The organism is Streptomyces roseus (assembly GCF_001044425.1).
In the GTDB taxonomy this organism is placed as follows: Bacteria; Actinomycetota; Actinomycetes; order Streptomycetales; family Streptomycetaceae; genus Streptomyces; species Streptomyces roseus.
The window spans coordinates 74,044-86,329 of the sequence record NZ_LFML01000020.1 but is presented as its reverse complement, the minus strand read 5'-3'; the positions used below and the strand labels follow the sequence as shown (position 1 = coordinate 86,329).

10 protein-coding genes are annotated in these 12,286 nt (G+C 74.8%); 2 read left to right on the top strand and 8 right to left on the bottom strand.

The annotated features are described in order from the left end of the window. Positions 1-1,287: C40 family peptidase (locus tag ACS04_RS06015; RefSeq protein WP_245236294.1), on the top strand; the 1,287-nt coding region annotated here is incomplete at its 5' end. Here ACS04_RS06015 and ACS04_RS06010 read toward each other — a convergent pair. The 5 genes from ACS04_RS06010 to ACS04_RS05990 form a co-directional block, all read right to left on the bottom strand. Beyond that, positions 1,221-2,498: a styrene monooxygenase/indole monooxygenase family protein gene (locus tag ACS04_RS06010; RefSeq protein WP_048475455.1), complete on the bottom strand. Its 1,278-nt coding sequence runs from the start codon at positions 2,496-2,498 to the stop codon at positions 1,221-1,223. The two genes, ACS04_RS06015 and ACS04_RS06010, sit on opposite strands and share 67 nt — an antisense overlap. 85 nt (positions 2,499-2,583) lie before the next feature. Further along, on the bottom strand, positions 2,584-3,219 hold the full coding sequence (locus ACS04_RS06005; protein WP_048475454.1) for a GTP-binding protein: 636 nt from the start codon (positions 3,217-3,219) through the stop codon (positions 2,584-2,586). Next, positions 3,200-3,604, bottom strand: coding sequence for a DUF742 domain-containing protein (locus tag ACS04_RS06000; protein WP_048475453.1), 405 nt, complete (start codon positions 3,602-3,604; stop codon positions 3,200-3,202). Before ACS04_RS06000 ends, ACS04_RS06005 begins: the two co-directional genes overlap by 20 nt. Further along, positions 3,601-4,101, bottom strand: a complete 501-nt coding sequence (locus tag ACS04_RS05995) for a roadblock/LC7 domain-containing protein (protein ID WP_048475452.1) — start codon at positions 4,099-4,101, stop codon at positions 3,601-3,603. Before ACS04_RS05995 ends, ACS04_RS06000 begins: the two co-directional genes overlap by 4 nt. Next, entirely contained in the window at positions 4,098-6,962 is a 2,865-nt protein-coding gene (locus tag ACS04_RS05990; protein ID WP_245236293.1) for a sensor histidine kinase, read from the bottom strand. The genes ACS04_RS05995 and ACS04_RS05990 overlap by 4 nt, the downstream gene beginning before the upstream one ends. Positions 6,963-7,433: 471 nt before the next feature. Between ACS04_RS05990 and ACS04_RS05985 the strand changes: the two genes are divergently transcribed. Next, on the top strand, positions 7,434-8,207 hold the full coding sequence (locus ACS04_RS05985; RefSeq protein WP_048475450.1) for a protein phosphatase 2C domain-containing protein: 774 nt from the start codon (positions 7,434-7,436) through the stop codon (positions 8,205-8,207). 3 nt (positions 8,208-8,210) lie between these two features. Here the strand turns inward: ACS04_RS05985 and ACS04_RS05980 are convergent, their stop codons facing one another. The 3 genes from ACS04_RS05980 to ACS04_RS05970 form a co-directional block, all read right to left on the bottom strand. Beyond that, on the bottom strand, positions 8,211-8,663 hold the full coding sequence (locus ACS04_RS05980) for a MarR family winged helix-turn-helix transcriptional regulator (RefSeq protein WP_048475449.1): 453 nt from the start codon (positions 8,661-8,663) through the stop codon (positions 8,211-8,213). Positions 8,664-8,810: 147 nt separating this feature from the next. Further along, positions 8,811-11,210 (bottom strand): endopeptidase La, encoded by a 2,400-nt coding sequence (lon, locus tag ACS04_RS05975; RefSeq protein WP_048475448.1) that lies wholly within the window; start codon positions 11,208-11,210, stop codon positions 8,811-8,813. A gap of 152 nt (positions 11,211-11,362) precedes the next feature. Further along, positions 11,363-12,256, bottom strand: coding sequence for a sulfurtransferase (locus ACS04_RS05970; protein ID WP_078864477.1), 894 nt, complete (start codon positions 12,254-12,256; stop codon positions 11,363-11,365). Between the last annotated feature and the right edge of the window lie 30 nt (positions 12,257-12,286).

Here is a 12,286-nt window from a genome sequence, read left to right as displayed (position 1 = left end):
GACGCGCCCGGCGGCGCCACCGCCCGGCGGGAGCTCCCCGCGGCGGACGCCCGGACCCGCCGGGGTCCCCTCCCGGCAGAGACGGCCGACACCGCGGACGCCGCGGACACCGCAGCCGCGGCCGCCGCCGACGCCGCGAGCGCCACCGCCGCTCAGGGGCCCGGCGCCGGGGCGGCCGGGGGGGCCGAGGCGCTCCAGGGGCTCGGCGTGGGGCAGTTGCTCGCGCGGCTGCAGGGGCTCTACCGGGAGGCCGAAGCCGCCGCCGAGGCGTACAAGGCCACCGAGGTCGCGCTCAAGGAGGGGCAGGACGAGGAGCGCCGGCTCAGCGCCGAGCTCGCCAAGGCCCGTACCGCCCTCGGCGCCGAGAGGGCCGCCGCCGGCCGGGTGGCCCGGGCCCAGTACCAGGGCGCCGGCGGGATCTCCCCGTACGCCCGCATGCTGCTCACCGGCGACCCCCAGGCCGCCCAGGACCAGCGGCGCATCGCCGCCCGCGAGGGCGCCCGCCGGGCCGGGGTACTGGCCCGCCTCACCCGCACCGAGCGCCGCGCCGACCTCCTCGCCACCGCCGCCCGCACCACCCTCGACGCCCGCCAGACCCTGACCGCCCAGCGCAGGCGGAACAAGCAGCAGGTCGAGCTCAAGCTCAGGCAGGTCGAGCGGGTCCTCGCCTCGCTCACCCCCGACCAGCTCGCCCGGCTCGGCACCCGCGAGGCCGCCGACACCGCCACCGCGCAGCGCGAGCTGCTGGCGTCCGGCCGGCTCGCCGCCACCCCCCGTACGCCCACGGCCGCCGGGGGCGCCGCCCTGACCTACGCCACCGAGCAGCTCGGCAAACCGTACGTCTGGGGCGCCGAGGGCCCCGCGTCCTTCGACTGCTCCGGGCTCACCTCGCAGGCCTGGGCGCACGCGGGCCGCGCCATCCCCCGGACCAGCCAGGAGCAGTGGGCGCGGCTCCCCAAGGTGCCCCTCGACGAACTGCGCCCCGGCGACCTGGTGGTCTACTTCCCCTCGGCCACCCACGTGGCCCTGTACGTCGGTGACGGCAAGGTGATCCAGGCCCCGCGACCCGGCGCGAGGGTCAAGGTGTCCCCCATCGCCGCGAACCCGCTGCTCGGCGCCGTACGGCCCGACCCGGACGCGGCCCCGCTCGCCCAGTTCACCGCTCCGCCCCTGCCGCGGACCCCGGAGGGCGGCGACACCGGCTACTCCGCCGACACCGGCTATTCCGCCTCGGGTGCTCCGGAGCCCGCCGAGGGGCCGGCCGAGGACACGACCTCGTCCAAGTAGTCCTGCGCGTCCTCGGGGTCGTAGAAGTACGTGTCGAAGTCGGCCGGGTTGTCGAAGCCGTTGGCGAAACGGTCCGCCACCGGCTGGAGCTGCCCGGCCGCCCCGATCAGGTTCAGCACGTGCTCCGGCGGGACGCCCAGCATCGCGTTCGTCCACTGGGTCACCGGCTTGCCCGTCGTGAACCAGAACTTGTCGAAGGTGGCCTTCATCCACCCCTCGTCGAACGGCTTGTCCCCGTGCATCAGGATCGACGACAGGTAGGAGGCCGCGCACTTGGACGCCGAGTTCGAGCCCTGGCCGGTGATCGGGTCGTTCGCGACGACCACGTCGGCGACGCCCAGGACCAGCCCGCCGCCCGGAAGCCGCCCGATCGGGTTGCGGACGACCGGCGCGTACCGGCCGGCCAGCGTGCCGCCCGCGTCCGTCAGCTCCACCTTCGCCGCCCGCGCGTACTCCCACGGCGTGAACTTCTCCATCAGTTCCAGCGTGAGCGCCAGGTGTTCGGCCGGGTCGCCGACCCCCTGGAACACGTCGAGCGGGCCGCCCGGAAGCCCCTCCCAGAACAGGATGTCCGCGCGCCCCGACGTCGTCAGCGTCGGCATCACGAACAGTTCGCCCACGCCCGGCACGAGGTTGCAGCGCACCGCTTCCGTCTCGGGGTGCTCGGGGCGCGGCGCGAGCCCGTGCACGTACGAGACGGCCAGCGCGCGCTGGGGCGCGTCGTACGGGGAGCGCGCCGCGTCCCGGCCGAACATCGACACCAGCTCGCCCTTGCCGGCGGCGACGAGCACCAGGTCGTACGCACGGGAGAAGTAGTCCAGGTCGGCGACGGACGCGCCGTGGATCACCAGCTGTCCGCCGCGCTGCACGAAGACGTCGAGCCAGCCGGCCATCTTCACACGCTGGTCGACGGACTGGGCGTACCCCTTGAGACGGCCGAGCCAGTCGACCGGGCGCGAACCGTCCGGGGCGGCGACCGAGACGCCGACGCCCTCGATCCGCGGGGCCTGGCGCTCCCAGAAGCCGAGCGCGAGGTCGCGCTCGTGCCGCAGCGCCGTGTCGAACATGACCTGCGTGGACATGACCCGCCCGGTGCGGATCTCGTCCGCCGTCCGGTTGGACATGAGGGTGATCTCGAACCCCTTCGCCTGAAGGCCGAGGGCGAGCTGGAGACCGGACTGGCCGGCCCCCACGACGAGTATCTTGCGCATGTCACGTTCTCGATTCGGAGGTGCGGTTCGGCGTTCGGCGTTCGGCCTGCCGCGTCCGGTGGGACGCGTTCGGCGTTCGGCTCTTCTACGGTTCCGGCGTGGCGTCCAGCGCGTGGCCCACCAGCGTCGCCAGGGACTCGACGACCGTGTCCCGGCGCCGCGCGTCCATGATCAGCACCGGCACGTGCGGCGGAATGGCCAGCGCCTCCCGCACGTCCTCGGGCTCGTACGCGTCCGAGCCCTCGAAGTGGTTCACGGCGACCGCGTACGGGAGGCCGCAGCTCTCGAAGTAGTCGAGTGCCGGGAAGCAGTCGCGCAGCCGGCGCGTGTCGGCCAGCACGATGCCGCCGATGGCGCCGCGCACCAGGTCGTCCCACATGAACCAGAACCGCTTCTGGCCCGGCGTCCCGTACACGTACAGCACGAGGTCGTCGGCGAGGGTGACGCGGCCGAAGTCCATCGCGACGGTGGTGGTGCTCTTGTCCGGGGTGCCGGACAGGTCGTCCGTCGGGGCGCTCGCCTGGGTCATCACCGCCTCGGTGCGCAGCGGGGCGATCTCGGAGACGGAGGACACGAAGGTGGTCTTGCCGACTCCGAAGCCGCCCGCGACCAGCACCTTGACGGCGACGGGGGCGCGGGAGCGGTCGTACTGCCAGGGCTGGACGGGCTCGTCCGCGAGGGCCTGGGCGCAGGCGGGCGGGTCAGAGACTGCGAAGACCACTGAGCACCCTTTCCAGCAGCGCGCGTTCGGGGCGGCCGGGGCCGTGCCCGGTCCCGTAGACGCGTATCCGCCCCTGGTCGGCGAGGTCGCTGACCAGGACGCGGACCACTCCGAGCGGCAGCTTCAGCAGCGCGGATATCTCGGCGATGGTGCGCATGCGGCGGCAGACCTCGACGATGGCCGGCATCTCGGGCATGCGGTCCTCGGGCTCGGGCCGCTGCGGCTCCGACGCCCGGGTGTCGCAGGCGGCGACGAACGTCTCCACGTGCAGGACCTGCGTGAAGCGGGTGCGACCGCCCGTGACGGAGTACGGGCGGACGCGGGCGGGCCGGCGGCCCGCTCCGCGTATCGGCAGGCGGTCGGTCGCCGGGGCCGTACTCCTCACGGGGTCTTCTCCATCGACTGGCGCAGCTCGCTGCGGACTTCGGGGGTCAGTACGTGGCCGGCCCGGCCCACGAACAGGGCCATGTGGTAGGCCACCACGCTCATGTCGCAGTCGGGGGTGGCGTGCACGCCGAGCAGCGAACCGTCGCTGATGGCCATGACGAAGACGGAGCCGTGCTCCATCGCCACCATCGTCTGCTTGACCGCCCCGCCCTCCATGAGCTCGGCGGCGCCCGTGGTCAGGCTGCCGAGGCCGGAGACGATGGTGGCCAGGTCGGCCGAGGCGCCGCGCGGACCCTTGGTGCGCGCGGGCTCCTCGCCGGGGCCGCCGGCCGCGCCGGCGGCGGCTCCCCCGGGGTCGGAGGACAGCAGCAGGAGCCCGTCCGAGGACACGACGGCGACGGAGTTGACGCCGGGCACCTCCTCGACCAGGTCGGTCAGCAGCCACTGCAGGTTGCGGGCCTGGGTGCTCAGTCCGTACGTACTGGGCGCGGTCATGTGCGTGCCTCCTGTGCGGTGTCCCCCTGGTCGGTGTCCTGTGCGAGCTCGGCGGCCACGACGCGCCGTCCGTCCCGCGTCCCCTGGTAGAAGCCGCCGAGGCGGCGGCGCAGCTCCTCCGCGTCGACCCGGCGCGGCGGCTCGGGCCGTACCGCCTCGGGGCGGGGCGCGGCCACGGTGCGCGGGGTCCGCTTGGGCAGCCCCTTGTCGGTGACGGCCGCGGTCTGCGCTCCGGCGTCGGGGTGGCTCGCCTGGCGGGGGACCCAGTCGGCCTCGTCGGGCGCGTGCCGGTGGGCTTCCGCCGGGCCGTCGGGGGCGACGGCGGCGGCGGACTGTCCGGGCAGCGGCGGGCCTGCTTCCGGTACGTCGGCCCGCGGACCGGCATCGGGCAGCGGGTCGGGGTGCGCCGGGTCGGGGCCGGGCTCCGCGAAGGCCTCCGGTCCCGCGTCGGGGACGACGCGCGCGAGGAGCTCCTCACCGGGATCGCCCTCGCCGGGGGCCGGTGCGGTGCGGCCGGCCGCGGTGAACACCTGGTCGGCGGGGGGCAGCCGGCCGTCCCCGGCCGGGTCCTGGCCGTGCCGGGCGCCGGAGGCCGGCTCCGGCCCGTCCGCCTCGGCCGACACGTCCGCGTCCGGCAGCGCCGGATCCCACTCCATGCCCCGCAGGAGCTCCGCGTCCGCCTCCGGGCCCGGGTCCTGGAAGGGCTCGGCGGGGGCGGCCGGGGCGGACTGCGCCGAAGCCTCGGCCTCCCGTTCCACCGCCGGGGACTGCGGCAGCCGCCGGCCCGGGATGGTGTTCTCGTTCGCCTCCGCGATCACACCGGGCAGCCGCAGCTCCGGCACGCCCTGCGAGGGCTTCGCGTACGTGTGTACCGGCGAGCTCGGCGGCGTCGTCGGGAGCAGCGTGGCCGGGACGACCACGAGGGCCTCCGTGCCCGCGTGCCGCCCGGGCCGCAGCTCGGCCGTGACCCCGTGCCGGGCCGCGAGCCGGCCCGCCACGTACAGGCCGAGGCCCAGGCCGTGTTCGGACTCCGGCTCCTCGTCGTAGGCCTCCGGCGTGGCCAGGCGGGCGTTCAGCGCCTCCAGCCGTTCGCCGGTGACCCCGATGCCCTCGTCCACGACGGAGAGCACCACGTCGCCCGAGTCGAGCAGCCATCCGGAGACCCGGACCTTGGCCTCGGGCGGCGAGAACGTCGTCGCGTTCTCCAGCAGTTCGGCGAGGACGTGCGAGATGTCGTCGGCCGCGTGCCCCGCGACCTGTGTGAACGGCGGCAGCGCCGCGAGGTCGACGCGCTCGTAGCGCTCGATCTCGCTGACCGCGGCCCGCGCCACGTCCACGAGCGGGACCGGCGGGGCCCCGGCGCCGTGACCGTGTTCCTGGCCGGCGAGGACCAGCAGGTTCTCGTTGTGGCGGCGCATGACCGTCGCCAGGTGGTCCAGCTTGAACAGGGTCGCCAGCCGGTCCGGGTCCTGCTCCTTGGACTCCAGCTCCTCGATGACCTGGAGCTGGCGCTCCACCAGGCCCAGCGTGCGCAGCGAGAGCGAGACCGAGGTCGTCGACATGATGCGGCGGTGCTCCGCCAGCCCGGCCCGCAGCTCCGTCAGCTCCTGCTCCAGCGCCTCGCGGGTCGCCTCCAGTTCCCGCTCCAGCGCATCGCGGGCCGCGGAGAGCGCCTCGTTGCGGCCGATGAGCCGGCGTCCGTCGGCGTCGAGGCCGGCGATGCGGGTGTGCAGGGAGACGGTCTGGTCGCGGACGGCGTTGAGGTGGCGTACGACCTCGGCGAACTCGTCGTTGCGGCCGGTGAAGCGGACCGGCTCCACCGAGCCCTCCGGGGTCGCCAGCCGGGCCGCGCCGCGGCGCAGTACGGACAGCGGGCGGGTCAGCGAGCGCGCGACGGCCGTCGCGAAGCCGACGGCCACCAGGAACAGCAGGCCGAGGGCCGCGACCAGCATCTCCAGCCGGGTCACGTCGTCGTCGCGCAGGGTGGCGAGCGCGGTGGCCCGCTGCCCGGCGAGGGTGGCCTCGACGGAGCGCATGCGGTCGATGCGGGCGGTGAGCGCAGGGGCGACGCTCGCGCCGTCGAGGCGCCGGTCGGCCGTGGACAGCGTGGGCCGCTCGGTGAGCCGCTTGAGGTAGTCGTCGGCCGTCTTGACGTCGGGTCCGGTGACGGTGGCGGCGAGGGTCTGGCGTACGTCGGGGCGCGCGACCCGGTTGAAGTCGTCGAGCGCGGCCTGCTCCCGTACGCGGGCCCGCTGGGCGGCGGTGGTCAGTTCGTCCACGGCGGCCGTGTTGGCGGACTGCTCGCCGCGGGGGACGGCCAGCGCGGCGAGCAGCAGTCCGCGGGTGGCCGAGGCCTGTTCGACGGCCTGGCCGAGGGGGGCCAGGGGGCGGGTGGTGGCGAGGGCGGCGACGGCGCGCGGTGGGGTCCGCTCGGCGAGCAGGTCGCCGGGCGCGAGGAGTTGCGCGATGACGGCCGCGTAGGCCTGGTGGGCGGCGAGGGCGGTTCCCTTGCCGTCGACGGCCTCGGCGCGGACGGCCCGGACGCGGCCGAGGTCGCGGGCGAGCGCCTCGTCGGCCTCGTTCTGGACCTCGGCGAGCTGGCGGTCGGTGAGCGCGGTGCGTTCCTGGACGGGGCCCTTGGCCTGGGCGCCGGGGCGGCCCTTGGCCACGTACTCGACGACGGCGTCGCGCTCGTCGCCGAGGAGGTGCGCGAGGGTGAGGGTGTGCTGGGTCTGCTCGGCGAGCGTGACCAGCTGCTGGGAGTCGTTCAGCTCCCGTGTCGCGGAGACCACGGCCGGAGCGCCGGCCGCGAGGACGGTGAGGCCGGCGACGGCGACGCCTATGACGAGCCTGCTGCGCACGCGGACGGGGCGTCCTGCGGGGGCGGGTCCGTCGGTGGCGGTGCCGTTCTTCCGAGACCGCTTCTTCTGCACCGGTGCTCGCAATCCTGTACGTGTGCTCGTGCTCGTCTACTCGTGTGGCCGAGGTAACGGCCGGTCAACAAGTAAACGCCCCCTGCCCCCTCGTACCGCCTCAGACCTTTGCAGTGTGTTGGGGAGAGAGCCCGACATCGCCCACCCGGCCACTCGAACGAGTGAACATCACGGATGAGTTGGCGACCAACTCGGCGGTGCCCCTTCGGAGCCCCGCGATGGACGGGTGGTTGAAAGATCGGCGAGGGCTTTGGCACTATGCCCGCCCACATCCCCGGCGGGGCGGTCCGGGGCCGTTCCGGGCGCGCGGGCGGGGTGCGCGCGAGGAACCCCCGATTGGTACGGACTTTGGGGATCGGCGCGAGGGGCCCGGCGACGCGGGGCGGGCAGAATGTCCGTATGCGCATCGACCTCGCTTCGGCCCCCGGCCACCCGGAACGCCCCAACGAGGACTGGCTATCGGCGGCGATACCCGCCACGGGCGGCGGAGTCCTGGTCGCCCTGGACGGGGTCACTCCGCCGAGCGGCGAGGTGGGGTGTTCGCACGGCGTGCCCTGGTTCGCGGCGCGGCTCGGGGGCCGATTGACCGAACTGTCCGGATCGCGGCGGGACATGCCGCTGGGCCGGATCCTGGCGCAGTCCATCCGCGACACCGCCGACGGCCACCGCACGACCTGTGACCTTTCTCACGTACGGACCCCGCAGGCCACCGTGGTGATGGCGCGGTGGGACGGGGCGTACGTGGAGCACCTCGTGCTCTCGGATTCCGTACTGCTCCTCGAAGCGCCCGGCGGCGAGGTGACGGCGGTACTCGACGACCGGCTGGACCGGATCCCGCGCGAGCTGCTGCGGACGACCGCCTCGGCCGACGCGCTGCGCAACGCGGAGGGCGGCTTCTTCACGGCGGCGGCGGACCCGGCGGTCGCGGCGCGGGCGGTGACGGGCCGTACCCCGCGCGAGCGGGTCCGGGCGGTGGCGGCGCTGACCGACGGGGCGAGCCGGTGGACCGACACGTTCGGGGAGGGCGACTGGGCTCAGTGCCTGGCGGTGCTCCGCAAGGAGGGCGCGCAGTCGCTGATCGCCCGGGTCCGCACCCTGGAGTCGGATCCGGCCCGCGCGCACGGGCGCGGCAAGCGCCACGACGACGCCTCGGCGGCGTACGCCGAGCTGTAGCGGCTACTCCGCTCCCTGGTTCAGCTGGTGCAGGAGCCGGGCGAGTTCGGCCACTTCCCCGCGGTCCCAGTCGGCGAGCTTGCGCATGTACTGCTCGCGCCGGGCCCCCCGTACGCGCAGGAACCGCTCCCGGCCCTCGTCCGTGAGCCCGACCAGGAAGGCCCGGCCGTCGGCCGGGTCCGGTTCGCGCGCCACCAGCCCCAGCAGTTCCAGGGCCCGCAGCTGGCGGCTCATCGTGGCCTTGCCGACGCCGAAGTAGGCGGCGAGCTCGGTGGCCCGCTGCCGGCCCGCCGCCTCCAGCCGCACGAGCAGCCCGTACGCGGCCGGCTCCAGCTCGGGGTGGAGCGCGCGGGCCATCTCCCCGGACGAGGCCCTGGCGCGCCGGAGGAAGACGGACAGCTCCCGCTCCAGGGCAAGGAACTCCTGGTCTTCGCTTCCGTGCACGTCCGCTCCCATCGGTGGTGTCCTGAGGCACCAGTATTTCGCAGCGCCCCGGCGGTCACCCCGCGGCCCCGCCGCACCGGCCCTGCCGCGCAGCGCGAAGAAGCCGGTCCCCGGGACCTGCTGGGTCCCGGGGACCGGCTTCTTCGCGGGGGCGGCCGGTCAGGCGGCCACGGTCACCGCGACGGCCTCCGCCTGGCTGAGGGCCAGTTCCAGCACCTGGCGCACGTCCGTCACCGGGTGGACCTCCAGCCCCTCCAGCACCTCGGCCGGGACGTCGTCCAGGTCGGCCTCGTTGCGCTTCGGGATGATCACGGTGGTCAGCCCGGCCCGGTGCGCGGCCAGCAGCTTCTGCTTGACCCCGCCGATGGGCAGGACGCGCCCGGTGAGGGAGACCTCGCCGGTCATGGCCACGTCCGTGCGCACCTGCCGTCCGGAGAGCAGCGAGGCGAGCGCCGTGGTCATCGTGATGCCCGCGCTCGGGCCGTCCTTCGGCACCGCGCCCGCCGGGAAGTGGATGTGCACGCCCCGGTCCTTCAGGTCGGCGACCGGAAGCTCCAGTTCCGCGCCGTGCGAGCGCAGGAAGCTGAGCGCGATCTGCGCCGACTCCTTCATCACGTCGCCGAGCTGTCCGGTGAGGGTGAGTCCGGCGGCCCCGGTCTCGGGGTCGGCCAGCGAGGCCTCGACGAACAGGACGTCGCCGCCCGCGCCGGTGACGGCGAGTCCGGTGGCCACGCCGGGGACGGCGGTGCGCCGCTCGGCGGGGTCCTGTGCGGACTCCGGGACGTGGTGCGGGCGTCCGATGAGCCCGCGCAGGTCGTCGGCGCCGACGCGCAGCGGCAGTTCCCGCTCCCCCAGCTCGTGCTGGGAGGCCACCTTGCGCAGCAGCCGCGCGATGGACCGCTCCAGGGTGCGCACGCCCGCCTCGCGGGTGTACTCCCCCGCCAGCCTGCGCAGGGCGTCCTCCTCCAGCACCACCTCTTCGGCGCCCAGTCCGGCGCGCTCCAGCTGGCGGGGCAGCAGGTGGTCGCGGGCGATGACGACCTTCTCGTCCTCGGTGTACCCGTCGAGGCGCACGAGCTCCATGCGGTCGGCGAGCGCCTCGGGGATGGCCTCCAGGACGTTGGCGGTGGCCAGGAACACCACGTCGCTGAGGTCCAGCTCCACCTCCAGGTAGTGGTCCCGGAAGGTGTGGTTCTGGGCAGGGTCCAGGACCTCCAGCAGTGCGGCCGCCGGGTCCCCGCGGAAGTCCGACCCGACCTTGTCGATCTCGTCGAGCAGGACGACGGGGTTCATGGACCCGGCTTCCTTGATGGCCCGTACGATCCGGCCGGGCAGGGCGCCGACGTATGTACGGCGGTGGCCGCGGATCTCGGCCTCGTCGCGGACGCCGCCGAGGGCGACGCGGACGAACTTGCGGCCCATGGCGTGCGCCACGGACTCCCCGAGGGAGGTCTTGCCGACGCCGGGCGGCCCGACGAGCGCCAGGACGGCGCCGCCCCGGCGGCCGCCGATGACGCCCATGCCGCGCTCGCTGCGCCGCTTGCGCACGGCGAGGTACTCGGTGATGCGGTCCTTGACGTCGCTGAGTCCGGCGTGCTCGGCGTCCAGGACGGCGCGGGCGCCGCGGATGTCGTACTCGTCCTCGGTCCGCTCGTTCCAGGGCAGTTCGAGGACGGTGTCGAGCCAGGTGCGGATCCAGGAGCCCTCGGGGGACTGGTCACTGGAGCGCTCCAGCTTGTCGACCTCCTTGAGCGCGGCCTCCCGTACGTTCTCGGGCAGGTCGGCGCCCTCGACGCGGGCCCGGTAGTCGTCGGACTCCTCGCCGTCCTTCTCGCCGTTGAGCTCGCGCAGTTCCTTGCGGACGGCGTCCAGCTGGCGGCGCAGCAGGAACTCGCGCTGCTGCTTGTCGACGCCGTCCTGGACGTCCTTGGCGATGGACTCGGCCACGTCCTGCTCGGCGAGGTGGTCGCGCAGCCAGGTGATGGCCAGCTTGAGGCGGGCGACGGGGTCGGCCGTCTCCAGCAGTTCGACCTTCTGGGCGACGGTCAGGAACGGCGAGTACCCGGAGTTGTCGGCGAGCGCCGACACCCCTTCGATCTGCTGGACCCGGTCCACGACCTGCCAGGCGCCGCGCTTCTTGAGCCAGCTGGTGGCGAGTGCCTTGTACTCCTTGACGAGCTCGGTGACCGACCCGGGCAGCGGGTCGGGCAGCCTCTCGTCGACGCTCTCGCCCTCGACCCAGAGCGCGGCCCCGGGCCCGGTGGTCCCGGCCCCGATCCTGACGCGGCCGACACCGCGGATGAGCGCGCCGGGGTCCCCGTCGGAGAGCCGCCCCACCTGCTCGACGGTCCCGAGCACACCGGTGCCGGCGTACTTCCCGTCGACGCGCGGCACGAGCAGCACCCGGGGCTTCCCGCTGCGGACCGCCGCCTGGGCGGCCTCGACGGCCCCCCGCACCTCGGCGTCGGACAGGTCCAGCGGCACGACCATCCCAGGCAGCACGACCTCGTCGTCGAGCGGCAGCACGGGCAGGGTGAGCGTTACGGACGTCGAAGCCATGATCTTCCCTCCGGCAGTGAAGTTGAGCTATGCCGACTCAATGCATGTGCGCCCCCCAATGTTCCCCACCAACCGTTCGCCCCCGGCGAACACGTGCGGGGGGCGTGGGTCAGGGGCCGAACGGCAGATGCCGAGGCGGCGACGCCGGAGAGCTACTCGCGCCGGCCCGTCACCGCGGGCAGCTCCGGGCGCATGGCCCAGTCCGTCCAGGAGCCGTCGTAGACCGCCAGTTCCCCGTACCCGGCCAGCGTGGCGCCCAGGGCGAGGACGCAGGCCGTCACGCCCGAGCCGCAGCTGAAGTAGAGCCGCTCCCGGCCACCGGTCGACGCCGCGAACACCTCGCCCAGTTCCCCGGCCGGCCGCATGCGGCCGTCGCCGCGCTGGAGGTCCCCGAACGGCAGGTTCACCGCGCCCGGCATGTGGCCCCCGCGCAGCCCCGGCCGCGGCTCCGGGGCCGCGCCGGTGAAACGTCCGCGCGTACGGGCGTCCAGTACGAGCGCCCCCGGATCGGCGAGGGCCGCCCCGACGGCGGCGTGGTCCACGAGCAGCCCCGGCCGCGGGCGGGCCGTGAAGGAGCCGCGCGGGCCCTCGTACGCGGGTCCGCCCGGCGCGACGGGCAGTCCGGCGGCGGTCCAGGCGGGCAGCCCGCCGTCCAGGACGGCCGCCCGGTCGAAGCCCATGGCGCGCAGCATCCACCAGGCCCGCGCGCTGGAGTAGACGCCGGCGCCGTCGTAGACGACGACCGTGCTGGTGTCGTCGACGCCGAGCGCGCGCAGCGTCTCCTCGAAGGCGGCGGCTGCGGGCATGGTGTGCGGGGCGGGGGCGTCGTGGTCGGAGAGCGCGCCGTCGAGGTCGAAGGGCCGCGCGCCCGGGATCCGCCGGGCGGCGCCGCGGTGGGCGCCTACAGAGGCGTCGAACACCACGAGCCCCGGCTCGCCGAGCCGGCCGGCCAGCCAGTCCACGCCGACCAGCGGCCCGGGCAGCGGGTCGGACACCGGCTCGGGCCGCCGGTCGGGGGCCTCTGCGGCGGGGCGGGTCGTGGTCATGCGGCACCTCCGGGTGGTCGGCGGACCGAA

Excerpts from the sequence above, each read along its gene's own strand:
- ACS04_RS05995 (WP_048475452.1), bottom strand. The coding sequence starts at position 4,101 with ATGACCGCGCCCAGTACGTACGGACTGAGCACCCAGGCCCGCAACCTG.
- ACS04_RS06010 (WP_048475455.1), bottom strand. The coding sequence starts at position 2,498 with ATGCGCAAGATACTCGTCGTGGGGGCCGGCCAGTCCGGTCTCCAGCTC.
- lon (WP_048475448.1), bottom strand. The coding sequence starts at position 11,210 with ATGGCTTCGACGTCCGTAACGCTCACCCTGCCCGTGCTGCCGCTCGAC.
- ACS04_RS05970 (WP_078864477.1), bottom strand. The coding sequence starts at position 12,256 with ATGACCACGACCCGCCCCGCCGCAGAGGCCCCCGACCGGCGGCCCGAG.
- ACS04_RS05980 (WP_048475449.1), bottom strand. The coding sequence starts at position 8,663 with ATGGGAGCGGACGTGCACGGAAGCGAAGACCAGGAGTTCCTTGCCCTG.
- ACS04_RS05985 (WP_048475450.1), top strand. The coding sequence starts at position 7,434 with ATGCGCATCGACCTCGCTTCGGCCCCCGGCCACCCGGAACGCCCCAAC.